Source organism: Stenotrophomonas sp. YJH_SMC_123 (assembly GCF_059368215.1).
In genome coordinates, this window is sequence record NZ_JCAFRM010000011.1 from 32,716 (window position 1) to 59,286 (window position 26,571).

The 26,571-nt window shown below is 65.5% G+C and carries 24 protein-coding genes and 11 tRNA genes; 28 read left to right on the plus strand and 7 right to left on the minus strand.

All coding sequences use genetic code 11. From position 1 onward, the window contains the following. Positions 1-44 precede the first annotated feature (44 nt). Positions 45-1,691, minus strand: a complete 1,647-nt coding sequence (locus tag AC5P5W_RS19635; RefSeq protein ID WP_495221401.1) for a M48 family metalloprotease — start codon at positions 1,689-1,691, stop codon at positions 45-47. 142 nt (positions 1,692-1,833) lie between these two features. Here AC5P5W_RS19635 and grxC point away from each other — a divergent pair, with 142 nt between their 5' ends. The 6 genes from grxC (at position 1,834) to AC5P5W_RS19665 (ending at position 6,572) form a co-directional block, all read left to right on the plus strand. Next, entirely contained in the window at positions 1,834-2,124 is a 291-nt protein-coding gene (gene grxC / locus AC5P5W_RS19640) for a glutaredoxin 3 (protein ID WP_004154541.1), read from the plus strand. Further along, on the plus strand, positions 2,121-2,513 hold the full coding sequence (locus AC5P5W_RS19645; RefSeq protein WP_004154542.1) for a carboxymuconolactone decarboxylase family protein: 393 nt from the start codon (positions 2,121-2,123) through the stop codon (positions 2,511-2,513). Before grxC ends, AC5P5W_RS19645 begins: the two co-directional genes overlap by 4 nt. A 322-nt stretch (positions 2,514-2,835) precedes the next feature. After that, the gene (locus AC5P5W_RS19650) at positions 2,836-3,840 is read left to right on the plus strand and encodes an isocitrate dehydrogenase (RefSeq protein ID WP_014036138.1); all 1,005 of its coding nucleotides are present in this window, start codon (positions 2,836-2,838) and stop codon (positions 3,838-3,840) included. A gap of 248 nt (positions 3,841-4,088) precedes the next feature. Next, positions 4,089-4,832 (plus strand): cysteine hydrolase family protein, encoded by a 744-nt coding sequence (locus AC5P5W_RS19655; protein ID WP_014646091.1) that lies wholly within the window; start codon positions 4,089-4,091, stop codon positions 4,830-4,832. A 53-nt stretch (positions 4,833-4,885) separates the two neighbouring features. After that, entirely contained in the window at positions 4,886-5,794 is a 909-nt protein-coding gene (locus AC5P5W_RS19660) for a LysR family transcriptional regulator (RefSeq protein ID WP_049440267.1), read from the plus strand. Between the two features lie 25 nt (positions 5,795-5,819). After that, positions 5,820-6,572 (plus strand): sulfite exporter TauE/SafE family protein, encoded by a 753-nt coding sequence (locus AC5P5W_RS19665; RefSeq protein WP_197575006.1) that lies wholly within the window; start codon positions 5,820-5,822, stop codon positions 6,570-6,572. A gap of 11 nt (positions 6,573-6,583) precedes the next feature. Here the strand turns inward: AC5P5W_RS19665 and AC5P5W_RS19670 are convergent, their stop codons facing one another. Both AC5P5W_RS19670 and AC5P5W_RS19675 read right to left on the minus strand, forming a co-directional pair. After that, positions 6,584-7,204, minus strand: a complete 621-nt coding sequence (locus AC5P5W_RS19670) for a flavin reductase family protein (protein ID WP_014646094.1) — start codon at positions 7,202-7,204, stop codon at positions 6,584-6,586. An 89-nt stretch (positions 7,205-7,293) separates the two neighbouring features. Continuing rightward, complete coding sequence (locus tag AC5P5W_RS19675; protein ID WP_014646095.1) at positions 7,294-8,052, minus strand: Bax inhibitor-1/YccA family protein; 759 nt, start codon at positions 8,050-8,052, stop codon at positions 7,294-7,296. A 180-nt stretch (positions 8,053-8,232) separates the two neighbouring features. Here AC5P5W_RS19675 and AC5P5W_RS19680 point away from each other — a divergent pair. The 8 genes from AC5P5W_RS19680 (at position 8,233) to AC5P5W_RS19715 (ending at position 11,458) form a co-directional block, all read left to right on the plus strand. Beyond that, positions 8,233-8,309, plus strand: a tRNA-Pro gene (locus tag AC5P5W_RS19680). Positions 8,310-8,348: 39 nt separating this feature from the next. After that, positions 8,349-8,425: transfer RNA gene (locus AC5P5W_RS19685), tRNA-Arg, on the plus strand. Between the two features lie 174 nt (positions 8,426-8,599). Further along, positions 8,600-8,676 (plus strand) — tRNA-His (locus tag AC5P5W_RS19690). Between the two features lie 79 nt (positions 8,677-8,755). Further along, positions 8,756-8,831: transfer RNA gene (locus AC5P5W_RS19695), tRNA-Lys, on the plus strand. A 196-nt stretch (positions 8,832-9,027) separates the two neighbouring features. Continuing rightward, positions 9,028-9,103, plus strand: a tRNA-Lys gene (locus tag AC5P5W_RS19700). Between the two features lie 220 nt (positions 9,104-9,323). Then, positions 9,324-9,692 carry a hypothetical protein gene (locus tag AC5P5W_RS19705; protein ID WP_197575005.1) on the plus strand — a complete coding sequence of 123 codons (369 nt, stop codon included), beginning with the start codon at positions 9,324-9,326 and terminating at the stop codon, positions 9,690-9,692. Positions 9,693-10,014: 322 nt separating this feature from the next. Then, positions 10,015-10,587 carry a hypothetical protein gene (locus AC5P5W_RS19710; protein WP_142234347.1) on the plus strand — a complete coding sequence of 191 codons (573 nt, stop codon included), beginning with the start codon at positions 10,015-10,017 and terminating at the stop codon, positions 10,585-10,587. A gap of 160 nt (positions 10,588-10,747) precedes the next feature. Further along, positions 10,748-11,458 (plus strand): hypothetical protein, encoded by a 711-nt coding sequence (locus AC5P5W_RS19715; protein WP_495221402.1) that lies wholly within the window; start codon positions 10,748-10,750, stop codon positions 11,456-11,458. Between the two features lie 50 nt (positions 11,459-11,508). Here the strand turns inward: AC5P5W_RS19715 and AC5P5W_RS19720 are convergent. Then, positions 11,509-11,592 (minus strand) — tRNA-Leu (locus AC5P5W_RS19720). Between the two features lie 401 nt (positions 11,593-11,993). Between AC5P5W_RS19720 and tig the strand changes: the two genes are divergently transcribed. The 10 genes from tig to AC5P5W_RS19770 all read left to right on the plus strand — a co-directional run bounded on the left by tig (position 11,994) and on the right by AC5P5W_RS19770 (position 21,321). After that, positions 11,994-13,289, plus strand: coding sequence for a trigger factor (gene tig, locus AC5P5W_RS19725; protein ID WP_014646097.1), 1,296 nt, complete (start codon positions 11,994-11,996; stop codon positions 13,287-13,289). Positions 13,290-13,363: 74 nt separating this feature from the next. Then, positions 13,364-13,990 carry an ATP-dependent Clp endopeptidase proteolytic subunit ClpP gene (clpP, locus tag AC5P5W_RS19730; RefSeq protein WP_019659528.1) on the plus strand — a complete coding sequence of 209 codons (627 nt, stop codon included), beginning with the start codon at positions 13,364-13,366 and terminating at the stop codon, positions 13,988-13,990. A 126-nt stretch (positions 13,991-14,116) separates the two neighbouring features. Further along, on the plus strand, positions 14,117-15,406 hold the full coding sequence (clpX, locus tag AC5P5W_RS19735) for an ATP-dependent Clp protease ATP-binding subunit ClpX (RefSeq protein WP_014646099.1): 1,290 nt from the start codon (positions 14,117-14,119) through the stop codon (positions 15,404-15,406). A 143-nt stretch (positions 15,407-15,549) separates the two neighbouring features. Continuing rightward, positions 15,550-17,997, plus strand: coding sequence for an endopeptidase La (gene lon / locus AC5P5W_RS19740; protein ID WP_014646100.1), 2,448 nt, complete (start codon positions 15,550-15,552; stop codon positions 17,995-17,997). Between the two features lie 219 nt (positions 17,998-18,216). Next, positions 18,217-18,489, plus strand: a complete 273-nt coding sequence (locus AC5P5W_RS19745) for an HU family DNA-binding protein (RefSeq protein WP_004146343.1) — start codon at positions 18,217-18,219, stop codon at positions 18,487-18,489. 11 nt (positions 18,490-18,500) lie between these two features. Next, a tRNA-Val gene (locus AC5P5W_RS19750) sits at positions 18,501-18,575 on the plus strand. 26 nt (positions 18,576-18,601) lie between these two features. Next, positions 18,602-18,678: transfer RNA gene (locus AC5P5W_RS19755), tRNA-Asp, on the plus strand. Between the two features lie 82 nt (positions 18,679-18,760). Beyond that, positions 18,761-18,837, plus strand: a tRNA-Asp gene (locus tag AC5P5W_RS19760). A 270-nt stretch (positions 18,838-19,107) separates the two neighbouring features. Further along, positions 19,108-19,184 (plus strand) — tRNA-Asp (locus AC5P5W_RS19765). 181 nt (positions 19,185-19,365) lie between these two features. Next, a complete protein-coding gene (locus tag AC5P5W_RS19770) occupies positions 19,366-21,321 on the plus strand; it encodes a peptidyl-prolyl cis-trans isomerase (protein ID WP_197575003.1) in 1,956 nt (651 codons plus the stop codon). Positions 21,322-21,496: 175 nt separating this feature from the next. On the opposite strand, the gene AC5P5W_RS19775 is transcribed toward AC5P5W_RS19770, so the two are convergent. Both AC5P5W_RS19775 and gloB read right to left on the minus strand, forming a co-directional pair. Next, positions 21,497-22,699: a lytic transglycosylase domain-containing protein gene (locus AC5P5W_RS19775; RefSeq protein ID WP_046429131.1), complete on the minus strand. Its 1,203-nt coding sequence runs from the start codon at positions 22,697-22,699 to the stop codon at positions 21,497-21,499. Continuing rightward, positions 22,696-23,460: a hydroxyacylglutathione hydrolase gene (gene gloB, locus AC5P5W_RS19780; RefSeq protein WP_014646155.1), complete on the minus strand. Its 765-nt coding sequence runs from the start codon at positions 23,458-23,460 to the stop codon at positions 22,696-22,698. Before gloB ends, AC5P5W_RS19775 begins: the two co-directional genes overlap by 4 nt. Before the next feature lie 11 nt (positions 23,461-23,471). On the opposite strand from gloB, the gene AC5P5W_RS19785 reads away from it, so the two are divergent. The 3 genes from AC5P5W_RS19785 to dnaQ are packed head-to-tail and all read left to right on the plus strand — an operon-like array spanning position 23,472 to position 25,317. Further along, positions 23,472-24,116, plus strand: a complete 645-nt coding sequence (locus tag AC5P5W_RS19785) for a methyltransferase domain-containing protein (RefSeq protein ID WP_041863105.1) — start codon at positions 23,472-23,474, stop codon at positions 24,114-24,116. A gap of 12 nt (positions 24,117-24,128) precedes the next feature. Continuing rightward, positions 24,129-24,581: a ribonuclease HI gene (gene rnhA / locus AC5P5W_RS19790; protein WP_014646157.1), complete on the plus strand. Its 453-nt coding sequence runs from the start codon at positions 24,129-24,131 to the stop codon at positions 24,579-24,581. Between the two features lie 4 nt (positions 24,582-24,585). Further along, positions 24,586-25,317 (plus strand): DNA polymerase III subunit epsilon, encoded by a 732-nt coding sequence (gene dnaQ / locus AC5P5W_RS19795; protein ID WP_014646158.1) that lies wholly within the window; start codon positions 24,586-24,588, stop codon positions 25,315-25,317. Between the two features lie 111 nt (positions 25,318-25,428). Here the strand turns inward: dnaQ and AC5P5W_RS19800 are convergent, their stop codons facing one another. Further along, positions 25,429-26,133: a PP2C family protein-serine/threonine phosphatase gene (locus AC5P5W_RS19800; protein WP_014036153.1), complete on the minus strand. Its 705-nt coding sequence runs from the start codon at positions 26,131-26,133 to the stop codon at positions 25,429-25,431. A 165-nt stretch (positions 26,134-26,298) separates the two neighbouring features. Here AC5P5W_RS19800 and AC5P5W_RS19805 point away from each other — a divergent pair. After that, positions 26,299-26,389: transfer RNA gene (locus tag AC5P5W_RS19805), tRNA-Ser, on the plus strand. Positions 26,390-26,571: the final 182 nt, after the last annotated feature.

Below are 26,571 nucleotides of genomic sequence, written 5' to 3' on the forward strand. Positions count from 1 at the left end.
CGGCCGGAACCGGCCTGGATTGCCATCGGCCGGTCATGCAGCGCTCAGCGCCGGTCCAGGTCCGGGTCCTGCACGCCCTGGCGACGCAGCTCCAGCACGGTCGGGGTGATCGCTTCGATGCGGGCATCGACCCGCGCGCGGCCAATGTAATCCAGCGCCGGGTTGCGCTTGAGCGCCTGCAGCTGCAGCAGCGCCTGTTCCGGCCGACCGCTGAGGAAGGCGGCCTCGGCATAGGCCTCGCTGGCACGCACGCTGTCGCCGGCCAGCTCGCTGGCGCGGGCAAAGCGCTGCTGGAAGACCGGATCGTTACCGCTTTGCGACAACAGGGGGCGCAGCATCGCCTGCGCGCGCTGGCCGGCCTCGCGGTTGCCCTGTTCGTTCAGGATCTCGGCATAGGTCAGTGCCACCGGGCGGCTGTTGGGGTGTTCGCGCAGCAGCTGCTCGAAGCGGCTGTTGGCCTGGGCCGCCTGGCCTGCCCGCGATTCCGCTTCGCCCAGGCCCAGCGCCAGCCACAGGTTGCCGGGATGGGTCTGGAGCAGGCCGGCCAGGGTCTGCCGGGCCTGGCCGGCGCCGGCACGGCCACCGCGCATGACCGCCAGCGCCTGGCCATAGCGCTGCGCATCGTTGAGACCGTCCTTCTGCCGCTTGGCCAGGTCGGCATACTCGCGTTCCAGCTCGGGGGTGGAATCCGCGCTGAGCACGCGCAGGCGCTCACGTGCCCAGTCGAAGTCGCCGCTGGCGCCACGGTTGAGCTGGCCGATCGGGAGGCGCAGCACACTGCTGGGCAGCAGCGGGTTGTTGCCGCGCAGCAGCGGCTCGCCCAGGCTGGGATCGGCCGGGTCCACCCGCTCCTTGCGCTCGCCGGTGGGGGTGCTGGTGGCCAGCAGCACCGTATCCTTCTTCATCTGCTCGGCGCGGGCCTTGGCTTCGCTGATGCGGGTGATGTTGACCGGGTGGGTGCGCAGGAACTCGGGCACGCTGTAGCCCCCTTCATTGCCACGCATGGCCGCCGACATCCGTTCGAAGAAGCCGGCCATGGCATCGACGTCGTAGCCGCTGCGCGACAGGGTGCGGATGCCCAGGCGGTCGGCCTCGGACTCGTTGGAGCGGGTGTAGTTGATCTGCCGTTGCTGCATCAGGCCCATGCCCGAGCTGATCGCGGCCATCGTCGCGTTGCCGGACGACGTGCTGTTGCTGGCCTGGGCGGCCACCACCGCCGCCAGCATGCCCAGCAGGATCGGGATCTGGTCACGCTGGGCGCGCTCGACGCCGCGCAGCACATGCTGCTGGGTGACGTGGGCGATTTCGTGGGACAGCACCGCAGCGACCTCGTCCTCGCGCTCGGCGGTCAGCACCAGGCCGGCATTGACCCCGATGTAGCCGCCCAGCGTGGCGAACGCGTTGATCTGGCGGTCGTTCATCACGAAGAAGGTGTACGGCTGCCGTGGCTGGTCACTGTTGGAGCCGAGACGGGTGCCCATGGTCTGCAGCCAGTCGTTGACCAGCGGATCTTCCAGCAGGTAGCCGTAGTTGCGCAGCTCGCGCAGCATCATCGCGCCGTACTCGGCCTGGCGGGCCGGGGTCAGCAGCTCGCCGGCCGAGGAGCCGATGTCGGGCAGCTTCTCCTGGGCCTGGGCCAGCGGCATGGCCAGGGCCAGGGTGACGGCGGTAGTCAGCAGCAGGGCTCGCAAGCAGGAGTTCCTCGGGCGGGGCGCGCCAAGCGTGGCAGGGCGGGGGGCAACCATTCGTTAATCCACAGTGTTGCGGCCGTGGCGTGGAAATTCCAGCGCACCGGTACCATATGTAGACCGTCGATCCATCGTGGAGTTTCCCGTGACAGCCCAGACCGCCGGCGGTGCCCCCGCCATCACCATCTATTCCACCGCCGTCTGCCCGTACTGCGTGGCCGCCAAGAACTTCCTGAAGAGCAAGGGCCAGCAGTGGACCGAGGTCCGCATCGACCTGGACCCGGCCGAGCGCGAGAAGATGATGGCGCTGACCCGCCGCACCAGCGTGCCGCAGATCTTCGTCGGCGACGTCCATGTCGGCGGCTACGACGACATGATGGCCCTGCACCGTGAAGGCAAGCTCGAGCCGCTGCTGGCCGGGCAGGGCCAGGCATGAGCGCGGCCGACGACGGCAGCAAGGACCGCATCGCCGAGTTCACCGAGTTCCGCAAGCGCATGAACGAGCGGATCCTGGGTGAGCCGAACCAGGTGGTGCGCCGCTTCTTCGCGCTGGACACGCAGACCTACCAGGCCGGCGCGCTGGACGTGAAGACCAAGGAGCTGCTGGGCCTGGTGGCCTCGATGGTGCTGCGCTGCGACGACTGCATCAGCTATCACGTGGCCCAGTGCAAGGACGCCGGCGTGACCCGCGAGGAGTTCTTCGAGACCTTCTCGGTCGGCCTGGTGGTGGGCGGATCGATCGTGATCCCGCACCTGCGCCGCGCGGTCGACTTCCTCGACCAGCTTGAAGGTGGCGCCGCCGCCCCGGCAGCGCACGAGCACTGAGGGGCGTGCCGGCCGCTGGCCGGTATTCCCTGAATCCGGCATGGCCGGGGTTGCCGGCCAGCGGCCGGCACTACCGCACCCGCGAGGGGCCTTCCCACGATCCAACAGCCCAGGAGCCCCCTTGTTGTTCAAGGGGGCGCGCCGACAGGCGCGGGGATAAGGCGGAATGCGCGGGCAATTCTGCCTGGGCCGGGCACTGGGACCATGGTCTATTTGGGACCTCGGCCCCGGCTCAGGCATAATTGCCGGTGAAACTTCCTTTGCGCCGGCGTTTCCGGGCACGTCCGGACGGCGTTTTTCCCCCTGTTCGGAACATCGATCAATGACGCAGAAAATTACGGTCATCCGCGGCGACGGCATTGGCCCGGAAATCATGGACGCCACCCTGTTCGTGCTCGACCAGCTCAAGACTGGCCTGGAGTACGAAGACGCCGACGCCGGCCTGGTGGCCCTGGAAAAGCACGGCGACCTGATGCCGGCAGTGACCCTGGAATCGATCGCGCGCAACAAGGTCGCGCTGAAGAGCCCGCTGACCACCCCGGTCGGTGGTGGCTTCACCTCGATCAACGTCAGCCTGCGCCGCCACTTCGACCTGTACGCCAACGTGCGTCCGGCCCACACCTTCCCGAACACCAAGTCGCGTTTCGACAACGTCGACCTGATCACCGTCCGTGAGAACACCGAAGGTGCCTACCTGGCCGAAGGCCAGGAAGTGTCGGCCGACGGCGAAACCGCCTTCTCCGGCACCCGCATCACCCGCAAGGGCTCCGAGCGCATCGTGCGCTACGCCTTCGAGCTGGCCAAGAGCACTGGCCGCAAGAAGGTCACTGCCGTGCACAAGGCCAACATCATCAAGTCGACCTCGGGCCTGTTCCTGAACGTCGCCCGTGAAGTCGCCGCACAGTACCCGGAGATCGAGTTCCAGGAAATGATCGTCGACAACTGCTGCATGCAGCTGGTGATGCGTCCGGAACAGTTCGATGTGATCGTCACCACCAACCTGTTCGGCGACATCATCTCCGACCTGTGCGCCGGTCTCGTCGGCGGCCTGGGCCTGGCCCCGGGTGCCAACATCGGCAAGGACGCGGCGATCTTCGAAGCCGTGCACGGCACCGCGCCGGACATCGCCGGCCAGGGCAAGGCCAATCCGTGCGCGCTGCTGCTGGCAGCCGCGCAGATGCTGGACCATGTCGGCCAGCCGGAAAACGCCGAGCGCCTGCGCAAGGCCATCGTGGCGACCATGGAAGCCAAGGATTCGCTGACCGGCGACCTGGGCGGCACCGGCACCACCATGAGCTTTGCCCAGGCCATCGCCAGCCGCCTGTAAGCGGCCGGCCGACCTCGGTTGGATCCACAGCGGGGCGCCTTCGGGCGCCCCGTTGCGTTGTGGGCCGGCCCGGTAGATCCACGCCGTGCGTGGAATGACGGGGCCTTGGTCCGCAGCCACCCATGGGGTGGCTCTACATGGAAATTGTCTGTGCGTACATTGCACAGATCATGTGCCGCTACGCGGCTGGTTCGTGCGTCATGCGCTCCGCATCCTGTGCCCACTTCCCAACGCACTGGAGCTCGAACATGAACCTCACCGCCTTCGGCCTGGCCAGCCTGATCGGCATGGCCACCACCGCCCCGGTCGCCGCCGCCGAGCCGGCCCATCCCACCATCCGCCACATGGCTGGCGCGCCGGTCGCGACCTCGCTGGATGCGGCAAAGACCGCCGTGCTGGTCATCGACTTCCAGAATGAGTACTTCGATGCCACGGCCGCACCGGGCTTTGCCGGTGGCCGCATGGTCATTCCCGATGGCGTGGCCGCGCTGCGGCAGGCGAAGCGGGTGGTCGAATTCGCCGATGCTCATGGCATCCGCGTGATCCATGTGCAGCACGTGCTGCCGGCGGGTGCGCCGCTGTTCGCACAGGGCAGCGTCAATGCTGCCTTCCATCGCGACCTGCAGCCGCGCCAGGGCGAGACCGTGGTGCAGAAGGACAATGTCAGCGTGTTCGCCGGCGCGTCCTCCACCGTGCTCGACCCGCTGCTGAAGAACGCCGGCATCGACACCCTGATCGTCACCGGCCTGCAGACCCATGCCTGCGTGGCTGGTGCCGCGCGCGACGCGGCGGCCGCGCCCCGTGGTTACCGGGTGATCGTCTCGTCCGATGCCAGCGCCAGCCGTGACCTGGACCTGGCTGGCGGCCGGCGCATCGGCCATCGCACGCTGCATGAAGCCGCTCTGGCCCAGATCGAGGACGCCTTCGGCGATGTCATGACGACTGACGCGATCCTGGCACTGCCGGTGCGCAAGGCCGGCGACGGCGCTTGATAAGCTGGCGGGGCCCGCATGCCGCGGGCTCCGCCACGTGGAGCTGCCCGCCGATGGATCACTTCGCTGCCCTGCGTGCACTGCGCGCCATCGTCGATGCGGGCAGCTTCACCGCGGCAGCCGAGCGCCTCGGTACCACCCACTCGGCGATGTCGCGGCAACTGCGGCGGCTGGAAGAACACCTGCAGGTGCGCCTGCTCGATCGCAACAGTCGCCGGCTGTCGTTGACCGAGGCCGGGCGCGACTACTACCGTGAGGCGGCAACGCTGCTGGACCGCCTGCAGGAAGCCGACGACCGTGCCCGTGCCGGGCAGGCGCAGCCCAGTGGAAGCGTGCGGATCAGCGTGCCGCAGGTGGTGGCCAGCCAGGAGCTGCCGCACTGGCTGCCGTCATTCCTGCAGCGTTACCCCCAGGTCACGCTGGACCTGTCGGCCGATGACCAGCTGGTCGATGTGGTCGGTGGTGGTTTCGACCTGGCCCTGCGCATCGCGGCTTCACTGCCGGACAGCCAGCTGGTCGCGCGCGAGCTGGCCAGCTGCCCGCGCATCCTGGTCGCCGCACCGGCCTACCTGGCACACCACGGACTGCCGCGGCAGGCAGCGGACCTGGCTCATCACACGCTGCTGGGTTTCAGTCCCACGCCAGCAATGCCGCCCTGGCAGTTGCAGGGGCCGCGCGGCGCAACCGCGAGCATCGAAGCCGGGCAGCGCCTGCGCGTGGATGCCACGCCCGCACTGTACGCCGCCGCGCTGGCCGGCATGGGCATCAGCCTGTTCACCGCCTTCACCGTGCAGGAGGATCTGCGCGCCGGTCGTTTGATCCGCGTGCTGCCGGCCTGGCATGCGGGCCAGCGACGCTACTTCGCGCTGTACCCGCATGCACGTGCACTGGCGCCCAAGGTGCGTGCGCTGGTCGAGCATCTCGCGGCGCACTACGCTGCACAGGTGAGCGCGGCAGGGTAGTCGCGCGGTTGCAGCCGGGGTGATGATGGAGTCGGTGTATCTGCTGGTCGCGCTTGGCGCGATCGTCGCCGGATTCGTACAGGGCCTGTCCGGTTTCGCCTTCGGGATGGTAGCGATGTCGTTCTGGGCATGGGGGCTGGAGCCGCGACTGGCCGCTGCGCTGTCGGTGTTCGGCGCGCTGGTCGGTCAGCTGGTGGCCGTGTTCACCGTGCGGCGTGGCTTCAACCTGCGCCTGCTGCTGCCGTTCGTGCTGGGCGGCCTGGCGGGCATTCCGCTCGGCGTGATGGTACTGCCACACCTGGACATGGACTGGTTCAAGGCGCTGCTGGGCGGCTTCCTTGCGCTGTGGTGCCCGGTGATGCTGATGGCGCGATCATTGCCGCCGATCCGCGTGGGTGGTCGCATCGGTGACGCGATCGCCGGCATGGCAGGTGGGGTGCTCAGCGGCATCGGCGGTTTCGCCGGACCGGTGCCGACGCTGTGGAGCACGCTGCGTGGCTTCGGCAGGGACGAGCAGCGCGCGGTCATCCAGAACTTCAACCTGGCGATGCTGGCAGTGACCATGGCCACCTATGTCGGCAGCGGCCTGGTGAGCCGGCAGATGCTGCCGTACTTCGCCATCGTGGCGCCGGCGATGCTGGTGCCGACCCTGCTGGGTGCGCGCGTCTACATCGGCATCAGCGAGGCGCGCTTCCGGCAGATCGTACTGAGCCTGTTGACCGCGTCGGGCATCGCATTGCTGGCGTCGTCGATGCCGGTGCTGCTGGCGCGGCCGTAACCGGTTGAACGTCAGGTCGGGCGGAACATGCGGAAGCGCTGTCCGGCGCCGATGCGGAAGTAGTCGGCAGGCCCGCCGCCGCGCAGGATCGGGGCCGCCGCAGCGGTGTCGTAGATGCCATCGACCAGCAACCGTTCATCGATATGCACCGTCACCACTTCGCCCAGCACCAGCCAGCCGTTGGTGTCCTGGCCGGCGGCATCGCGCAGGCGGACGATCTGCGTGCAGCGGCATTCCATGCTTACCGGGCTCTGTGCCACGCGGGGCGGTGTGACCTGCGTTGAGGCCAGTGGCGTCAGGCCGGCAAGGACGAACTCGTCGACATCCGGCGCGACCGCACGGCAGCTTTCGTTCATCGCCTCGGCCAGGTCGAAGGTGGCCAGGTTCCACACGAATTCACCGGTGGCTTCAATGTTGCGCAGCGAGTCTTTGCGGCCCTGGCTGGAGAAGCCGATGATCGGCGGGGTGTAGTTGAAGGCGTTGAAGAAGCTGTAGGGCGCCAGGTTCAACGTGCCCTGTGCGTCGCGGCTGGAAATCCAGCCGATCGGGCGCGGGCCGATGATGGCGTTGAACGGGTCATGCGGCAGACGGTGGCCCTCTGCCGGGCGGTAGCTGTGGAAGGTGTCGGGCATGGGGGCAGGGGACGTGTGGGCTTGCTCGACTCTACAAAAAAGCCGCGACCCTTGCGGATCGCGGCTTGTCTCTCTCGGCGTGGCTGGACTCAGCGCTGCTGGATCTTCGACAGCAGGCGCAGGAACTCCACATACAGCCAGACCAGGGTCACCATCAGGCCGAATGCGCCATACCACTCCATGTACTTCGGCGCGCGCTGGGCCACGCCGGTTTCGATGAAGTCGAAGTCCAGCACCAGGTTCAGCGCCGCCACGACCACCACGAACAGGCTGAAGGCGATGCCCAGCCAGCTGGAGTCGTGGATCACCGGCACGTTGATGTTGAAGAAGCCCAGCACGAACGAGGCCAGGTAGAGCAGGGCGATGCCGCCGGTGGCGGCGACCACGCCCAACTTGAAGTTCTCGGTGGCCTTGATCACGCCGCTGCGGTACGCGAACAGCAGCGCAAACAGGGTGCCGAAGGTCAGCAGCACGGCCTGGAACACGATGCCCGGGAACTTGGCGTTGAACAGGGCCGAGATGGCGCCGAGGAACACGCCTTCCACCAGCGCATACATCGGCGCGGTGACCGGCGACCATTCCTTCTTGAAGATGGTGATCAGCGCCAGCACCAGGCCGCCGATGGCGCCGCCCATGGCATACAACCTGGCTCCGGCCATGACCTGGCCGTAGTCGTCGATGGTCTGGTTCCAGGCGAAAGCGGCCGTCAGCACGGTCAACAGCAGCAGGAAACCGGTCTTGTTGACGGTGCCGTTGAGGGTCATTGCCTGGTCGGGGCTCGTCACCACCGAACCGCTGGCGAGGTCGAGGAAGGTCGACTCGGAAAGAGCCGGGTTGCCGCTGCGCATGCGTGTTCTCCGTGCGAATGAGGGTCAGGACGGCCATCCGGCCGATGGGCGTGAGCATAGCCGATGACTGCTTTTGGCGTTGTGGCAGGCCGCGGAACTGCGCGTCCTTCGTTGACAGTTCCCAACGCGCTTGGCGACAATGACCAACTCCCCGGGCCTGACCCGAGGGGATTGCAAGACCGGGGTATAGCGCAGTCTGGTAGCGCGCCTGCTTTGGGAGCAGGATGTCGGGGGTTCGAATCCCTCTACCCCGACCAATCCCACGTCACGTCGGATTGGACACCGTTCCGGTTCGGGCGCCCGTAGCTCAACTGGATAGAGCACCGGCCTTCTAAGCCGGCGGTTACAGGTTCGATTCCTGTCGGGCGCGCCATTGGCGGGACAGCGGGATCGCATCGGCGGATGTGAAGAAGTGCTTGCAAAAGCGTAAAGACTCCACCAGAATATCGGACTCGCTTCGGCGGACCGGAACTTCGGTGACAGTCTCCAGGCAAGGTTTCAAGGTTCCAGTGCTGGCGGTATCGGCGGTGGAGCGAAAGTTTCAGTGGTGGCTGTAGCTCAGTTGGTTAGAGTACCGGATTGTGATTCCGGTGGTCGGGGGTTCGAATCCCCTCAGCCACCCCACTGATTCAACCGCATCGGCGCAGCCGAAACGGTATTGCAATAAACAGAAAGCACGCTACAATGTGCGTCTGAGTTTCACGGGCCGTTAGCTCAGTTGGTAGAGCAGTTGACTCTTAATCAATAGGTCCAAGGTTCGAATCCTTGACGGCCCACCAAGACGGAAGCCACCTGGTACGCCAGGTGGCTTTTTTCTTATAGGTGTGACCCTTTCGTTTCAATGGGCCACACGTTGCAGGGCCCCGCCTGGCGTGGATCTGCAACGCATCGGGATCGCAGTGCTGGTTTCAACGATGTTGAAGAAAGTGCTTGCACCCACCGAGCGGATCGGGTCATAATTCGCGCCCCGATTTCGGGCTGTTAGCTCAGTTGGTAGAGCAGTTGACTCTTAATCAATAGGTCCAAGGTTCGAATCCTTGACAGCCCACCAGACGAAAGCCACTTGGTCATCCAGGTGGCTTTTTTCTTGCCCGCACGCCGGGTTGCGTTTCATCCACGCATGGCGTGGATCTACTGAAGCAGTGCTGAAATCAGGGGCATACGCGTCATCAGTGTTTTCAATGCTGTGCACTGCTTCTCACCGCATGGCGTCCTGCATCGCACCCAATAGATCTTCCGAGCCGATGGCGCATGCAGGAAGGAAGATGTTGATGGCTGAGATCACTCGATTGCACGGCACGGTGTGGGTTCCCTTCGCGTTGATGGCACTGGCGGCCTGCACGCCGGGCAATGATCCCGCGCAGGCTGTCGAGCGTGATCCGGGCGCAGAGCGCATTCCGGCGCGCCAGATCGACGACGCCATGCAGTTGCGGCCGGCCCGGCCCGCGGAGGGGGAGGTCCTGCCCGGCGCGGTGGACGTACAGCGCAATGCGGACGGTTCGGTGGATGTGCGCAGGGCTGCGCCGGCGTCGGTGGCCCTGCGTCGCACCGACGATGGGGGCGTGGAGGTCCGGAAGGTGGATGCGGCCGTCGACCCGGGCTCAGGCGCGGCGCCGGCCCGCACGGTACCGCAGCAGTAGGCTGCGGCCAGCCCGGCGGGTCGCGCACCCGCCGGGCTGGCCGCGATGCAGCGATGGCGCGGAGCGTAGTGGATTCAGCTTTGTGCAGGCCTTCCGATTCCAGTCGCCGCCTGCGACAATGACCACCTGTGCCGGCCACGCGAAAGTGGCGGAATTGGTAGACGCCCTGGATTTAGGTTCCCCTCCGGTCTCTTGCAATTCAATGACTTAGCGCTACGCGCGCGTCACATGTCCGGCACAGCGACACAGTTGGCACACAATTTCTAAGGCTGTGTGCCGCGACGTTGGCACACACCTTGGCACACCACGGAGGGGGCGTTACGTGGCTAGCGACAAGAGTTTTTGGCGCGCAATTCTCGAAGGCGTAGTCGTTGCGGCCATTGTTGGCGCATGCACATGGGCGCTCAAGTTCGTGCCCGTGATCGGCCAGTGGTTGAGCAAAGGTGTGACCGTTCCTGTCTGGGCGATTTCAGGCATTGCGCTAGCCCTGCCGTTGCTGTTCGTCTTGGCACTCAACTCCTTCCGTGCGAGTAAGGAGGTTGCCGCCATCCAGCAGGTGTCGCCTCAAGCTCCGTCCCCGTGGCGACCTGAAGGGCTGACACTTCTAGTGCTGAGGGCGCTTCGGGCAGTTGATGCTGGCGAACTCAGCCCCGAACAAACCCGCAAGTTTCTCCAGGTGGCGGGCTTCGGAATCCACCCGTTGTCAGATGTGACCCTGGCCCTGCAGGAGCTAGCGGAGGCGGACTATGCTTATTTCAACTACAGGGCTCATTCAGGATTGGTCTACAAGTTGCTCGGTGACGGAATCCGCTTTGCGCAGCGCGAAGATATTCCAACCATGCCTTATGCAGAGCTTCGTAGACTCCGGGCCGAAATGGACCGTCTGCGGGACTGAGATCAGCGGCGTGCATAGATAGCGCGCCGCATTCGTGAACTCCTCGGGAAGTTCGACTATGCCTCTCCACGTGGTGACGCGCGGTGCGAAGTTTGGGGTTTGCAACATCTGTGGCAACACTGGCCCACTGACTGAAGATCACACTCCGCCCAAAGGCTGTGTGAATCCAACTGCTGTTGAGCTTCAACACGTCACGCATCTGCTTGATGCGGGGAAGGCGATCAAGACAAAAGCTCAGGATGGGGTGAAGTACCGTACGCTGTGTGGCCGGTGCAACAACGCCCTGCTCGGCGGCCGATATGATCCGGTGCTTATCGACTTCACCAAGCGAGTCAGTGGGTTGCTTGCATCCGACTTGGCGCTGCCCTCGGTCATGGCGGTGCCTACAAAGCCTGCCCTACTGATTCGCGCGGTTTGGGGGCACTTGGCGGCAGTCGGAGTTGATCGCTATCGAAAGGGGCCGCTCACGGAGCAATGGCGGGATTTCTTCTTGGACGAAACTCTGCCTTTGCCTGCCGGGGTCAATGTCCACTACTGGATTTATCCCTATCGTCGGCAGGCGCTCATCCGCGACGCAGGTTCCGTGGATCTCACTAGGGGCGGAGACATTTCCACCTACTGGCTGATGAAGTTTTACCCCTTGGCATTTGCCGTATGGAAGTCAAAGGGGGGATGGGCGCTGCCTTATCGGGATCTTGCGGGATGGCGCGTGCGCGACCCGGATGAGCTGATTGATGTGATGGTTGACCTGGCTCCCGTGAGTCATGAGCTGACGTTAGAAGCACCTACTGACACGCAACTCATCATGTTTGGCCAAGACTCCGTTGTTGCGACTAGCCGGAAGCCTCGCGGGCGCATTCTGAAAATATGACACTGAGTCAGGCAAATTTCGCGCAGAGGTACGGTTTGGCAACGATCCCGTGGTACCGGTGACAGGACTCGAACCTGCACGCCATAGGCGAACGGACCTAAACCGTTTGCGTCTACCAATTCCGCCACACCGGCACGGGCAGGCGGAGTCTACCTGACTGGAATTCATCTGGCGAAGGAATTGCATCGGACCAGTGATGTATTTCCGACGGGGGAGGCACGATCCGTCGCTTTTGGCACACTGAATGGGCCACAATTGAGGCGGGACAAGGCTTGGAGGCCAATCTGCACTGGAGATAGGTTCCAGTGCCGCAAGGCGTGGGGGTTCGAGTCCCCCTTTCGCACCAGTGCCGGCCTGTCCCCGCCCTGATCGGGCCATCGGCGCCCCCTTGACCGGCACGCGCTGGCAGTGCAGGCCGAATTGGGCGAAACTAAAGGGCTGCGGCAAGCAGGCGCGTCCCAGACGTCGTGTCCTAACAACCGTTTCATCCCAATCATCGAGCCGGGGGCCTGGGCCACCGGTGGCAGGAGTCAACATGCAAGCTTCGATCGAATCCACCGGCAACCTGGAACGCCGCCTGAGCTTCTCGCTGCCGGAAGAGCGTCTGCAGAGCCACATCGCCGGCCGCCTGGGCGAAATCGCCCGTACCACCCGCATCAAGGGGTTCCGTCCGGGCAAGGTGCCGGCCAAGGTGATCGAGCAGCGCTTCGGCGCGCAGGTCCGTGGCGAGGCGCTGGACGGCCTGCTGCGCGAGACCTTCGACGCGGCCGTGCGCGAGCACGACCTGCGCGTCGTCGGCAGCCCGCGCATCGACAAGGGCGACGAGGGTGAGTTCTCCTTCGTGGCCACCGTGGAAGTGGTGCCGGACTTCGGCGACATCGACGTCAGCAAGCTGACCGTCGTGCGCCACACCGCCGAGATCACCGACGCCGACATCGACCAGATGATCGAGAACCTGCAGAACCAGCGTCGCACCTGGGCCCCGGTCAGCCGTGGCGCGCAGGACGGTGACCTGGTCGCGGTGGAAACCTGGTCGCAGGCCGGCGAAGAGCGCCTGCCGGCCGAGGGCACCGAGAAGGGTTCGATCGTGCTCGGCCAGGGCATGATGTTCGACACCATCGAAAAGGGCCTGGTCGGCCTGGCCAAGGGCGAAGAGAAGACCCTGGACGTCGAGTTCCCGGCTGACTGGCGCGTGCCGGTGCTGGCCGGCAAGACCGTGCAGGTCACCGTCAAGGTTGCCGACGTGTCCGAGCCGGTCGTGCCGGCGGTCGACGAAGCCTTCATCAAGAGCTTCGGCGTGAAGGGTGGCGACGTCGAGCAGTTCCGCAGCGACATCCGCGCCAACCTGGAGCGTGAGCTGAAGGGCGCGCTGATGAACCGCCTGCGCCGCGAAGTGGGCGAGCAGCTGATCGCGGCCTACTCGTCGGTGGAAATGCCGCCGCGCCTGGTCGAGAACGAAGCCCGCGCCATGCTGGCCCAGCAGGTCGAGCAGCTGCGCCGCAACGGCCAGAACGTCGGCGAGATCCCGGCCGATGCCCACGAAGGCTTCAAGGACGCCGCCGCCAAGCGCGTGCTGGTCGGCCTGCTGGTCGGTGAAGTGGCCCGCATCAACGACCTGCGCCTGGAAGCCAAGCGCCTGAACGAAACGATGCGTCTGATCGCCTCGACCTACGAAGAGCCGGAGCAGGTCATTGAGATGTACCGTAACGACCCCCAGCTGATGTCTGGCCTGCAGAACCGTGTGATGGAAGAGCAGGTGATCGACTGGATCGCCGAGCGTGCTCAGCACACCGAAGAGAAGCTGTCGTTCCAGGACGCGATCCGCCAGTAAGCCGGCGGATCACCGGATGCCCCGCGCCTTTGCCGGCGCGGGGTTGTTGCCCCCCAAGATAGGTACCTCACGTAATGGACAACCGAACCAAAGCCCTGAACCTGGTTCCGATGGTGGTCGAGCAGACCAGCCGCGGCGAGCGTGCCTACGACATCTATTCGCGCCTGTTGAAGGAGCGCCTGATCTTCCTCGTGGGCCCGATCGACGATCACATGGCCAACGTGGTGGTGGCGCAGTTGCTGTTCCTGGAATCGGAGAACCCGGAAAAGGACATCAACATCTACATCAACTCGCCGGGTGGCGTGGTCACCGCCGGCATGGCGATCTACGACACCATGCAGTACATCAAGCCGAATGTGAGCACCACCTGCATCGGCCAGGCCGCCTCGATGGGCGCCCTGCTGCTGGCCGCGGGCGAAGCCGGCAAGCGCTATGCGCTGCCGAACTCGCGTGTGATGATCCACCAGCCGCTGGGCGGCTACCAGGGCCAGGCCACCGACATCGACATCCACGCGCGTGAGATCCTGACCCTGCGTTCGCGCCTGAACGAGATCCTGGCCAAGCACACCGGCCAGTCGCTGGAGACGATCGCCCGCGACACCGAGCGCGACAACTTCAAGAGCGCCTTCGAGGCGCAGGCCTACGGTCTGGTCGACCAGGTCCTGGAGCGTCGTCCGGATGAGTCGATCCAGGCCGGTTGACCGGCCTTCACGGGGCCAGGGAGGCCCCGTTCCTGCAGGGTCGGGCGGGACTGGTGTCCCCTCGGCCCTGTGCTATTCTCGAATCGAACCCCCGTTCAGCGGGTGGGGTAACTGGGTAAGCGAAGCATGAGCGAAGACCGCCAAGGTCGTTCCACGGACACCGGCAAGATCCTCTACTGCTCTTTCTGCGGCAAGAGCCAGCATGAAGTGCGCAAGCTGATTGCGGGTCCGAGCGTATTCATCTGCGATGAGTGCGTGGAGCTGTGCAACGACATCATCCGTGAGGAACTTGAGGAAAAGGCGCAGTCGGCGCGCAGTTCGCTGCCCAAGCCGCGCGAGATCCTCGAGGTCCTCGACCAGTACGTGATCGGCCAGAACCGCGCCAAGCGCACCCTGGCCGTGGCCGTGTACAACCACTACAAGCGCATCGAGAGCCGGCAGAAGAACGACGACGTCGAACTGGCGAAGTCGAACATCCTGCTGGTCGGCCCGACCGGTTCGGGCAAGACGCTGCTGGCCGAAACCCTGGCCCGCCTGCTCAACGTGCCGTTCACCATGGCCGACGCCACCACGCTGACCGAAGCCGGTTACGTGGGCGAGGACGTGGAGAACATCATCCAGAAGCTGCTGCAGAAGTGCGACTACGACGTCGAGAAGGCACAGCAGGGCATCGTCTACATCGATGAAATCGACAAGATCTCGCGCAAGAGCGAGAACCCGTCGATCACCCGCGATGTGTCCGGCGAAGGCGTGCAGCAGGCCCTGCTGAAGCTGATCGAAGGCACCGTGGCCAGCGTTCCGCCGCAGGGCGGGCGCAAGCATCCGCAGCAGGAATTCCTGCAGGTGGACACCAAGAACATCCTGTTCATCTGCGGCGGCGCGTTCGCCGGGCTGGACAAGGTGATCCAGGCCCGTTCCACCGACGTCGGCAGCATCGGCTTCGGCGCCAAGGTGAAGAGCAGCGAGCGCAAGCAGGAAGTGGGCAAGGTGCTGGCCGAAGTCGAGCCGGAAGACCTGATCAAGTTCGGCCTGATTCCGGAGTTCGTCGGCCGCCTGCCGGTGGTGGCGACCCTGGAGGAGCTGGACGAGCCGGCCCTGATCAAGATCCTGACCGAGCCGAAGAACGCCATCACCAAGCAGTTCAAGAAGCTGTTCGAGATGGAGAACGTCGAGCTGGAGTTCCGTCCGGACGCGTTGTCGGCCATCGCCAGGAAGGCGCTCAAGCGCAAGACCGGTGCCCGTGGCCTGCGCACCATCGTCGAATCGGTCCTGCTGGACACCATGTACGACCTGCCGTCGCAGGAAAACGTCAGCAAGGTGGTGGTGGACGAATCGGTGATCGAGCACAAGTCCGAGCCGTACCTGATCTACCAGACCCCGGCGGTCCCTGAACAGAAGGCCGCAGGCGCCGAGTGATCCTTCCAGGTTGTTGATTGGAAAGGATTTTCAAGGAATGCCTTGCATCTGAAAGCCGATGGCCCCATAACGGGGCCATCGGCTTTTTTTGTCTCCGGAAGATGCCCTCCCGGAGGCGGTTTTCCCCCTTCCCTGGAGCCCCCATGGCCCGTTCCCCAAGTGAAACCCTCGACCTGCCGGTCCTGCCGCTGCGCGACGTAGTGGTGTTCCCGCACATGGTCATTCCGCTGTTCGTCGGCCGTGACAAGTCCATGCACGCGCTCGAACAGGCAATGGAGGCGGACAAGCGCATCCTGCTGCTGGCGCAGAAGTCGGCCGAAACCGACGACCCGCATGCGGCCGACCTCTACCAGGTCGGTACGCTGGCGCAGGTGCTGCAGCTGCTGAAGCTGCCCGACGGCACCATCAAGGTGCTGGTCGAAGGCCTGTCGCGCGTGCAGGTCACCCACGTTGACGAGCGCAACGGCTCGCTGCACGGCCAGGCCGTGGAGATCGACGCCAGCGACGAGCGCGAAGCGCGCGAGGTCGAGGCGATCGCCCGCTCGCTGATGTCGCTGTTCGAGCAGTACGTGAAGACCAACCGCAAGCTGCCGCCGGAACTGCTGCAGACGCTGTCGGGCATCGATGAGCCGGCGCGCCTGGCCGACACCATCGCCGCGCACATCAGCGTGCGCCTGGCCGACAAGCAGCGCCTGCTGGAAACGCTGGCCGTCGGTGACCGCCTGGAGATGCTGGTCGGCCTGGTCGACGGCGAGATCGACGTGCAGCAGATGGAGAAGCGCATCCGCGGCCGCGTGAAGTCGCAGATGGAGAAGAGCCAGCGCGAGTACTACCTCAACGAACAGATGAAGGCCATCCAGAAGGAACTGGGTGACCTGGACGATGCGCCTGGCGAGCTTGAAGAGCTGGCGCGCAAGATCGCCGAGGCCGGCATGCCGAAGGCCGTTGAGGCCAAGGCGCGCAACGAGCTGAACAAGCTCAAGCAGATGTCGCCGATGTCGGCCGAAGCGGCGGTCGTGCGCAACTACCTGGAGTGGTTGCTGGGCGTGCCGTGGAAGAAGCGCAGCAAGGTTCGCAAGGACCTGAAGGTGGCGCAGGACACCCTCGATGCCGATCACTACGGGCTGGAGAAGGTCAAGGAACGCATCCTTGAATACCTGGCGGTGCAGTCGCGCGTGAAGCAGATGAAGGGCCCGATCCTGTGCCTGGTCGGGCCGCCGGGCGTGGGCAAGACCTCGCTGGGACAGTCCATCGCCAAGGCCACCAACCGCAAGTTCGTGCGCATGTCGCTGGGCGGCGTGCGTGACGAGGCCGAGATCCGTGGCCACCGTCGCACCTACGTCGGTTCGATGCCGGGCCGCATCGTGCAGAACCTCAACAAGGTCGGCAGCAAGAACCCGCTGTTCGTGCTCGACGAGATCGACAAGATGTCGATGGACTTCCGCGGCGATCCGTCCTCGGCGTTGCTGGAAGTGCTCGACCCTGAGCAGAACAACGCGTTCAACGACCACTACCTGGAAGTGGACCTGGACCTGTCTGAAGTGATGTTCGTGGCCACCTCGAACTCGCTCAACATTCCCGGCCCGCTGCTGGACCGCATGGAAGTGATCCGCATCCCCGGCTACACCGAGGATGAGAAGCTCAACATCGCCACCCGTTACCTGGTGCCCAAGCAGGTCAAGGCCAACGGCCTGCAGCCGGAAGAGCTGGAGATCGGCAGTGACGCCATCCAGGACATCGTGCGCTACTACACGCGCGAGTCGGGCGTGCGCAACCTGGAACGCGAGATCGCCAAGATCTGCCGCAAGGTGGTGAAGGAGATCGCGCTGGCCGGCCCGCAGCCGGTGAAGGCGAAGAAGGGCGCGAAGAAGAAGGCGCTGGTGAGCGTGTCCAGCAAGAACCTGGACAAGTACCTGGGCGTGCGTCGCTTCGACTTCGGCCGTGCCGAGGAAGAGAACGAGATCGGCCTGGTCACCGGCCTGGCCTGGACCGAGGTGGGTGGCGATCTGCTGCAGATCGAATCGACGCTGGTGCCGGGCAAGGGCCAGCTGATCCTGACCGGCCAGCTCGGCAACGTGATGAAGGAATCGGCTTCAGCGGCGCTGTCGGTGGTGCGTTCGCGCGCCGTCGGCTTCGGCATCGACAGCGACTTCCTGCAGAAGCACGACGTGCACCTGCATGTGCCCGATGGCGCTACGCCGAAGGACGGCCCGAGTGCCGGCGCGGCGATGGTCACCTCGCTGGTATCGATGCTGACCAAGGTGCCGGTGCGTGCCGACGTGGCGATGACCGGCGAGATCACCCTGCGTGGTCGCGTCACGGCCATCGGTGGACTGAAGGAGAAGCTGCTGGCCGCACTGCGTGGCGGAATCCGCACGGTCATCATTCCCGAGGAGAACCGCAAGGACCTGGCCGACATCCCGGCCAACGTCACCCGCGATCTGGAGATCGTGCCGGTGAAGTACATCGAAGAAGTCCTGGACCTGGCGCTGGAGCGTCCGTTGGCACCGAAGAAGGCGCGCAAGAGTGCGCAACGTGTCACGGTGCGCAGCAAGGCCAAACCGAGTGGAAACGCGCGCGTCAAGCATTGACGCGCGCTGTCCAATGGCCCGAAACCCGCGTCGTTGCTGGCTTTCCAGCTTGCGTGGGGGTAGGGCCACTGGTATAAAAGCAGCACTCGCGAATGAGTGATCGCAGTCTGGCGATCGCTGAATTCGGCGAACCGTTTCCACATGGCGGCCGCATGCAGAGCGCGTGCGGTTGCTTCCCTGTCGAATAAGCGGAACCCACCGCCAAAGGAGTTGTAGAGAATGAACAAGACCGAATTGATCGATGCCGTTGCTGAAGCTGCAGACCTGACCAAGGCCGAGTCCAGCCGCGCTGTCGATGCCGTCGTTGCTGCCGTCACCAAGGCGCTGAAGGACGGCGATGCGGTCACCCTGGTTGGCTTCGGTACCTTCCAGGTCCGCGACCGTGCTGCCCGCACCGGCCGCAACCCGAAGACCGGCGACACCATCAAGATCGCTGCTTCGAAGAATCCGTCGTTCAAGGCTGGTAAGGCCCTGAAGGATGCTGTAAACTAAGCGGCTCGCTGGGGTGCTTAGCTCAGCGGTAGAGCGTCTCCTTTACACGGAGAGGGTCGGGGGTTCGAAACCCTCAGCACCCACCACAGCACCGCGGTAAAAGTTTGAGTGTGGAGCGGTAGTTCAGCTGGTTAGAATGCTGGCCTGTCACGCCGGAGGTCGCGGGTTCGAGTCCCGTCCGCTCCGCCATTCAACGAGGCCTCCGGCCAAAAGCTGGAGGCTTTGTTTTCTCCCGGTCCAGGCCGGCTGAAAGCAAAAAAGGTAACAACGCGGAGCGGTAGTTCAGCTGGTTAGAATGCTGGCCTGTCACGCCGGAGGTCGCGGGTTCGAGTCCCGTCCGCTCCGCCACTACATCGAGGCCCCCGGCCTGAAGCTGGGGGCCTTGTCTTCTCACCGACAGGTTCGGAAGGAAGGCGAAAAGGTTTTTGCAAGAACAGAGCGGTAGTTCAGCTGGTTAGAATGCTGGCCTGTCACGCCGGAGGTCGCGGGTTCGAGTCCCGTCCGCTCCGCCATTGCAGAATTCTTAAGTCCCTGTGAAAAAACTTTGAAAAAAGTGTTCATCGGGCTGGGTTTCCAGGGAGTCTTCGGATATACTGGGCGCCTGCAAAGTTCAAGCGCGGAGCGGTAGTTCAGCTGGTTAGAATGCTGGCCTGTCACGCCGGAGGTCGCGGGTTCGAGTCCCGTCCGCTCCGCCAACTTCAAAAGCCCTCGGCGCAAGCCGGGGGCTTTTTCTTTGCGCCATGGTGGAAATGGCCGACACACGGATGGCGCATGCCTGCCGATGTGGGCGCAGGCCGCGCTGGCGCTGCTTTTGGTCCCTGCGGCGAAGCGGGTTACACTGCCGGGCTCGCCAATAAGGCCTTGTGATTCCTCACCATGCTGCAGAAACTCCGCGACAAGACCTCAGGCTGGATCGTCACTGTGATCCTGGGGCTGCTGATGATTCCGTTCCTGTTCGTGATCGACAACAGCTACCTCGGTGGCGTTGGCGCACAGAACGTGGCCAAGGTTTCCGCGCCGCCGACCTGGTGGCGTTCGGCGCCGTCGTGGTGGCCGGTGCGCATGCTGTGGCAGCACCACGAGATCAGCTCGCAGGATTTCCGCACGCGTTTCGAGCAGGAGCGCATGCGTGAGCGCCAGCAGCAGGGCGACAACTTCGACCCGCGCGCGTTCGAGAGCACCGAGAACAAGATGGCCGTGCTCGATCAGCTGATCGACGAGCAGGTCGTGCGCCTGGTCGGTGAGCAGGCGGGCGTGGTGATCGGCGACGGCGCGGTGCGCGAGTACATCGCGACCATGCCCGCATTCCTCGATTCGAACGGCAAGTTCAACGAGAACAACTATCGCCTGGCCCTGGCCGGCGGCAACCCGCCGCGTACGCCGACCCAGTTCCAGGAGCTGGTGCGCGAGAGCCTGCAGCAGTCGGTGATTCCGTCGGGCCTGCAGAGCTCCGGCTTCGTCACCCAGGCCGAGACCGAGCGCCTGTTGAAGCTGCTGGGCGAAACCCGCGACGTCGAGCTGGCCGCGTTGCCGCCCGTACCGGCCGATACCGCGCCGGTGACCGATGAGCAGATCAAGCAGTGGTACGACAGCCACGGCAAGGATTTCCGCCAGGCCGAGAGCGTGTCGCTGGAGTACGTCGAGATCAACGGCGCGAACCTGCCGGCACCGGCGGCGGCCGATGAAGCCACCCTGCGCAAGCGCTATGAAGACGAGAAGGCGAAGTTCACCTCGCCGGAGCAGCGCCAGGCCTCGCACATCCTGATCACCGGTGACGGTGCAGAAGCCAAGGCGAACAAGATCGCTGCCGAAGCCAAGGCCGCTGGTGCCGATTTCGGCGCGCTGGCCAAGGCCAATTCGGAAGATCCGGGCTCCAAGGACCAGGGCGGGGACCTGGGTTGGGTCGAGCGCGGTGCGATGGTGAAGCCGTTCGAGGACGCGCTGTTTGCGGCCAAGGCCGGTGATGTGATCGGCCCGGTGAAGACCGAGTTCGGTTACCACATCATCAAGGTGGCCGCTGTGCGCGGTGGCCAGGGCAAGTCGTTCGAGGAAGTGCGTGACACGCTGGCCGCCGAACAGCTGAAGGCCGACGGTGAGCGTGGCTTCAACGAGCTGGCCGGTCGCCTGGTCGATGCCATCAACAAGAGCCCGAGCGACCTGGCCGCTGCCGCCAAGGAAGTGAACCTGCCGCTGCAGACGCTGGGCCCGATCACCCGCGCGACCGCCAGTGGCATCGCGGCTGACCCGGCCGTGCTGCGTGCGGCGTTCTCCGACGTGCTGGTGCAGGACGGTACCGCCAGTGACCCGATCGCCCTGGGGGGCGCGACCAACCACAGCGTGGTCATCCGCGTGGCTGCGCACACCCCGGAACAGGCCCTGCCGCTGGACAAGGCTCGTGACCAGGTGATCGCCGCGATCCGCGCTGACCGCCAGCGCCAGGCCAGCGACAAGGCGGCCGATGCGATCCTGGCCAAGCTGAAGGCGGGTGCCACCTTGCAGTCGCTGGCCGCCAGCGAGAAGCTGCAGCTGAGCCCGATGCCGGGCCTGCCGCGCAGCCAGCCGGTGCCGACCCCGGAAATCAACCGCGCGATCTTCAGTGCGCCGGTGCCGGCCGAAGGCAAGCCGAGCTATGGCAAGGTCGACGTCAATGGCCACGCGCTGCTGTTCGCGGTGAACAAGGTCAATCCGGGCGACATCAAGGAAGTGACTGCAGAGCAGCAGAAGCAGCTGAAGGAACAGCTGAGCCAGATCGATGGCATGGCCGCGGCCAAGGCCTACATCGAGGCGATGCGCAAGAAGTTCGTGATCCAGACCACCGAGGCGAACCTGTAAGCCTTGCGGCGAGCAGATCGAAGAAGGCCCGGCATTGCCGGGCCTTTTTTTGTGCCTGCCGATGTGTAGCGTCGAGCCATGCTCGACTGCGTCTGCCGGGCGCAGGCATGAAAAAGCCGAGCAAGGGCTCGGCTCTGCAGGAAACAGGGCAGGGCGCGCCGGTGCCGCGCCGGACTCAGTCTTCCACGCGCAGCACGGCGCCCGGCTTCAGCACGCTGCTGCCGCTCAGGCCGTTCAGCGACAACAGGGCCTTGACCGGCATGCCGTAGCGGCGGGCGATGGTCCAGGCCGACTCGCCATCACGCACGGTGTGGCGGCGGCTGCGCGGACGATCAGCGATCGCGGCGACGGTCTTGGCCACCTGCGGCGTCGGTGCTGCGGTGGCGACTGGCGCAGCGCTGGCGACCAGGGCGGATGCGGTGTCCGCCACCGTCGCATTGGCAGCCGAGACAGGGGCCAGCACGCGGGTGGTACCCGACGAGGCGCGGCCACCGCCCGCCAGGGCGGGGTTGAGGCGGGCGATCCTGGCCGGGTCCAGGGCGCGCTGTGCGGCCCACTGCTGGACGCTGGTGCCGGCGGGCAGGGTGTGGTCCTTCAGCACCGGCACGGTGCGGTCCAGCGAGGCCATCACGCCCGGCTGGTCTTCCACGTCTTCCAGCACGCAGGCCAGGGCATGCAGCTTCTCGACGTAGGCATGGGTGACCGGCGACAGGCCGGGCAGCGCCGACGGCTTGGCGTTCTGCGCGTTCATGCCGGCCTTGCGCATGGACTGCAACACGCGGTACTCACCGGCGTTGTAGGCCATGGTGGCCAGGCGCCAGTCGCCGCCGAACATGCCGTGCAGGGTCTTCAGGTAGCGCACTGCGGCCTGGGTGGAATCGACCGCCGACAGGCGGCCGTCGTAGCCGTTGGCCATGGGCACGCGGTGGTTGCGCGCGGTGGTGGCGATGAACTGCCACAGGCCGGTCGGGCCGCTGCCATTGCGGGCATTGGGCCGGTAGCCGCTTTCCACGAACGGGATCAGTGCGAATTCGGTAGGCAGGTTGGCCTTGCGCAGCTCTTCAACCACGTAGCCGAACAGCACCAGCGCATCGTCATCCTGGTTGGCCAGGCGCGACGGGGCGTGGGCGAACTGCTTCTGCCAGCGCGGGCTGGTGGCCTCGGCATTGCAGGTGGGCTCGGCCAGGCCGTCGCGGAAGCTGGAGAAGATCTCCTGGCCATTGCGGACCGACGCGGCCGGCAACGCGGCCGGATCCAGCGGCAGGGCCGCCGCGGCGGCCAGGTTCTGGCCGATGCCCGCGCCCAGCGACTGGGCACCGGCGGTTCCGGCCAGCCCCAGGACCAGGCCCAGGGCCAGCGGCAGACTTCGGCGCATCATGCGCGGAAGCCGTCTTTCCAGTGCCGGAGACCGGCCATGACGTCGACGTCGTCAACGACGTCGCGGCCCAGGTGCGCCGACACTGCCGCGCGGATCGGCGCCGTGTGCACACGCAGGAACGGATTGCAGTCGAATTCGTTGGCCAGGGTTACCGGCAGGGTGGAACGGTCATCGCGGCGCATGGCCAAAGCCTCCTCTTGGCGCTGCCACAGGGCAGCGTTGGCGGGGTCGACATGCCGCGCGAAGACGGCATTTGACACGGTGTACTCGTGGGCGCAACAAAGCAGCAGTTGCGCGGGCAAGGTACCCAGCTTGCGCATCGATGCCAGCAGCTGGGACGGCGTACCTTCGAACAGGCGTCCACAGCCCAGGCTGAACAACGAATCTCCGCTGAAAAGATGTTCAGCAGTGTGAAACGCGATGTGGCTGCGGGTATGCCCGGGCACGGATAGTACGTGGAACGTCCGGCCCAGTGCCTGAACGCGTTCACCTTCGCCGACCCGCTCGGTCGCTGCAGGGATGCGCTCCTCGACGGGCGCGATGACCCGTACACCGGGAAAACGTGCCTGCAACGCGGGCACGCCACCGATGTGGTCATCGTGGTGATGGGTGAGCAGGATCGTGTCCACGCGCAGGCCCTGATCGGCCAGCGCAAGCACCGGCGCGGCATCGCCGGGATCGACGACCACGGCGGCGCCAGCGTCGTCGATCAACGTCCAGATGTAGTTGTCCGCAAATGCGGGCAGGGCAGTCAGTCGCATAGAATTGGACCATGCCCGCGCTGCAGAGCACCCGTCAAGCGAGCCAGGCCCCGTGGTTCGACACTGAACCGGCGGGCTCCTTGCGCGTGCTGGAGCGGCAGTTGCTGCTGCCGCAGCTGTCTGTCCTGCCGACGCAGCCCTGGCTGTGGATCGCACCGAGTGCGGCCTGGCTGGAGGATGCACAGCTGGGCGGGCGCGGGCTGCGGCTGTTCCGGCAGGGCCAGGGCTATGCCGGCGACACCCGCTGTGCGCTGCCGCTGCCGCTGGCCAGCGAGAGCGTCAACGCGGTCGTGCTGCAGCATGTGACCGCGGGCGATGCGGAGCGACTGCTGGACGAGTGCGAGCGCGTGCTGATGCCGGGCGGCCACCTGTGGCTGAGCAGCCTCAACCCGTTCAGCCCTTACCGCACGCATTGGCGCCAGCACGGACTGGTGGTGCGCACGCCACAGCGGATCCGCCTGCTGCTCGGCCGCCACGGGCTGGAGTGCGACGATATGCGTTACCTCGGCCCGCTCTGGCGCGGTGCAGGCAGTCGCCGCACGGGCGGTTGGGCGCCGCTGCGCGCGGCCTGCCTGTTCCATGCTGAAAAGCGCACGCTGGCCCTGCCCGGGCCGAAACCGTTGCCGGTGCGTTGGCTCGGCACCGTTGCCACCTGATCTGGAGTTGTATTGAAGACCATCGAAATCCACACCGACGGTTCCTGCCTTGGCAATCCCGGCCCCGGCGGCTGGGCTGCGCTGCTGCGCTACAAGGGCCACGAGCGTGAACTGAGCGGCGGCGAAGCGCACACCACCAACAACCGGATGGAGCTGATGGCGGCCATTTCCGGGTTGGAGACGCTCACCGAGCCCTGCAACATCGTGCTCTATACCGATTCGCAGTACGTGCGGCAGGGCCTGACGCAGTGGCTGCCCGGCTGGATCCGCAAGAACTGGAAGACCGCCGGCGGCGACCCGGTGAAGAACCGCGAGCTGTGGGAGCGCCTGCATGCCGCGACGCTGCGGCATCAGATCGACTGGCGCTGGGTAAAGGGCCACTCCGGTGACCCGGACAACGAGCGGGTGGATACGCTGGCGCGCAACGCGGCCATCCAGATCCGCGACGCCAGCCCGGTAAACTGAGCCCATGCGTCAGATCATCCTCGATACCGAAACCACCGGCCTGGAATGGAAGAAGGGCAACCGCATCGTCGAAATCGGCTGCGTGGAACTGTTCAAGCGCCGCCCGACTGGCAACAACTACCACCAGTACATCAAGCCGGACTGCGAGTTCGAACAGGGCGCGCAGGAAGTCACCGGCCTGACCCTGGAGTTCCTGGCTGACAAGCCGGACTTCGCGCAGATCGCCGATGAGTTCCTGGCCTTCATCGATGGCGCCGAGCTGATCATCCACAACGCGGCGTTCGACCTGGGCTTCCTCGACAACGAGCTGTCGCTGCTGGGCCCGCAGTACGGGAAGATCACCGATCGCTGCACGGTGATCGATACCCTGGTGATGGCGCGCGAGCGCTTCCCGGGCCAGCGCAATTCGCTGGATGCGCTGTGCAAGCGACTGGGCGTTGACAACTCGCACCGTGCGCTGCACGGCGGCCTGCTCGATGCGCAGATCCTGGGTGACGTGTACATCGCGCTGACCTCGGGGCAGGAAGAGATCGGATTCGGCCTGGGGGATGACGATGGCGGTGGCGCCGGTGCGGCGCTGCAGGCCTTCGATACCAGCAAGCTGCTGCCGCGCCCGCGCGTAATGGCCACGCCGTCGGAGCTGGAAGCGCATGCCGCGCGGCTGGAGCGGCTGCGCAAGAAGGCCGGCCACGCACTGTGGGATGGGCCGAAGGTGGAAGAGGCCGCCAGCGCGTAATGCCTGGAAGAGGTAGTGCCGGCCGCTGGCCGGCATTTGCGTGAACACGTTTCCCGGTGAGCCGGCCAGCGGCCGGCACTACCGCCTCCACGCATGGCGTGGATCTACGGGTTAATGGCAGCGCACCAGGATCACGCTGATGTTGTCGCGGCCACCGCCGTCGAGCGCGGCGGCGACCAGCGTGTCCACGCATTCCTGTGCGCTTGCATCCTCGAAGGCGAGGGTGCGGGCGATGCCGCGGTCGTCCACTTCCTCGGTCAGGCCGTCACTGCACAGCAGCAGCTGCATGCCGGGGCGCAGCTCGCCGCTGGTGGTGGCCACGTTCAGATGTGCCGGATCGGTGACGCCCAGCGCCTGGGTGACCACGTTGCGATGTGGATGCGCGCGTGCCTGTTCGGCCGTCAGGTTGCCCTGCGCGACCAGTTCCTGCACCACGCTGTGATCCTGGCTGAGCTGTGCCAGCTGGCCGTCACGCCAGAGGTAGGCACGGCTGTCGCCGACCCATGCCACTTCATAGCGATTGCCCTGCACGCGTGCGGCGACCACGGTGGTACCCATCGGCAGGGTGTCGTTGCGCCGCCGCGAGGCGCGGATGATCTCTTCGTCGGCGGTGCGGATGGCCTGGGCCAGCGGCGCGCCACGGCGGATCTCGCGCACGATGGTTTCGCGCGCCAGCGCGCTGGCCACCTCGCCGCAGGCGTGGCCGCCCATGCCATCGGCCACCAGCCACAGGGCCAGCTCGCTGTCACCGTAGTAGGTGTCTTCGTTGAGCTCGCGGCGCAGGCCGGGGTGGGTGAGGTGTCCGAATTCGATCATGGTGTGCAGGGGCGGGGTATTGCTGGGGAGACAGGCATCATCGGGGGGCTGCGGGCATCCGGCAAGGCATGCATCCAGGAAATTTTCACTTCATTGACCGGAATGACTTGTCGTCGGCCTGACTTCCTCGTATGATGCGCGTCCCCGGTCCGCCGGGGACCACCCGGAGAGGTGGCAGAGTGGTTGAATGTACCTGACTCGAAATCAGGCAGGCGTTTATAGCGCCTCGGGGGTTCGAATCCCCCCCTCTCCGCCAGATAAAGAAAAAGGGCTGCCGAAAGGCAGCCCTTTTTCTTTATCTGGCGCGGGACGCGACGCGCTCTGCGCGTCGCCCCACACGTTGCTGCGCAACGCGTGGGCCCCTCCCTTTGCCGGCCTCTCCCCGCCCCTGTCGGGGCAGCCCCTCAACAGAGGGGCTTGGTCCTCCAGATGCATCAC

Coding starts and splice junctions, on each gene's coding strand:
- AC5P5W_RS19705 (WP_197575005.1), top strand. CDS start 9,324: ATGGCTGAGATCACTCGATTGCACGGCACGGTGTGGGTTCCCTTCGCG.
- clpP (WP_019659528.1), top strand. CDS start 13,364: ATGGACAACCGAACCAAAGCCCTGAACCTGGTTCCGATGGTGGTCGAG.
- AC5P5W_RS19675 (WP_014646095.1), bottom strand. CDS start 8,052: ATGCGCAGCGGCAACCCGGCTCTTTCCGAGTCGACCTTCCTCGACCTC.
- lon (WP_014646100.1), top strand. CDS start 15,550: ATGGCCCGTTCCCCAAGTGAAACCCTCGACCTGCCGGTCCTGCCGCTG.
- gloB (WP_014646155.1), bottom strand. CDS start 23,460: ATGCGACTGACTGCCCTGCCCGCATTTGCGGACAACTACATCTGGACG.
- tig (WP_014646097.1), top strand. CDS start 11,994: ATGCAAGCTTCGATCGAATCCACCGGCAACCTGGAACGCCGCCTGAGC.
- AC5P5W_RS19645 (WP_004154542.1), top strand. CDS start 2,121: ATGAGCGCGGCCGACGACGGCAGCAAGGACCGCATCGCCGAGTTCACC.
- AC5P5W_RS19785 (WP_041863105.1), top strand. CDS start 23,472: ATGCCCGCGCTGCAGAGCACCCGTCAAGCGAGCCAGGCCCCGTGGTTC.
- AC5P5W_RS19770 (WP_197575003.1), top strand. CDS start 19,366: ATGCTGCAGAAACTCCGCGACAAGACCTCAGGCTGGATCGTCACTGTG.
- AC5P5W_RS19775 (WP_046429131.1), bottom strand. CDS start 22,699: ATGATGCGCCGAAGTCTGCCGCTGGCCCTGGGCCTGGTCCTGGGGCTG.
- AC5P5W_RS19670 (WP_014646094.1), bottom strand. CDS start 7,204: ATGCCCGACACCTTCCACAGCTACCGCCCGGCAGAGGGCCACCGTCTG.
- AC5P5W_RS19665 (WP_197575006.1), top strand. CDS start 5,820: ATGGAGTCGGTGTATCTGCTGGTCGCGCTTGGCGCGATCGTCGCCGGA.
- AC5P5W_RS19745 (WP_004146343.1), top strand. CDS start 18,217: ATGAACAAGACCGAATTGATCGATGCCGTTGCTGAAGCTGCAGACCTG.
- AC5P5W_RS19660 (WP_049440267.1), top strand. CDS start 4,886: ATGGATCACTTCGCTGCCCTGCGTGCACTGCGCGCCATCGTCGATGCG.
- AC5P5W_RS19800 (WP_014036153.1), bottom strand. CDS start 26,133: ATGATCGAATTCGGACACCTCACCCACCCCGGCCTGCGCCGCGAGCTC.
- AC5P5W_RS19655 (WP_014646091.1), top strand. CDS start 4,089: ATGAACCTCACCGCCTTCGGCCTGGCCAGCCTGATCGGCATGGCCACC.
- clpX (WP_014646099.1), top strand. CDS start 14,117: ATGAGCGAAGACCGCCAAGGTCGTTCCACGGACACCGGCAAGATCCTC.
- AC5P5W_RS19650 (WP_014036138.1), top strand. CDS start 2,836: ATGACGCAGAAAATTACGGTCATCCGCGGCGACGGCATTGGCCCGGAA.
- dnaQ (WP_014646158.1), top strand. CDS start 24,586: ATGCGTCAGATCATCCTCGATACCGAAACCACCGGCCTGGAATGGAAG.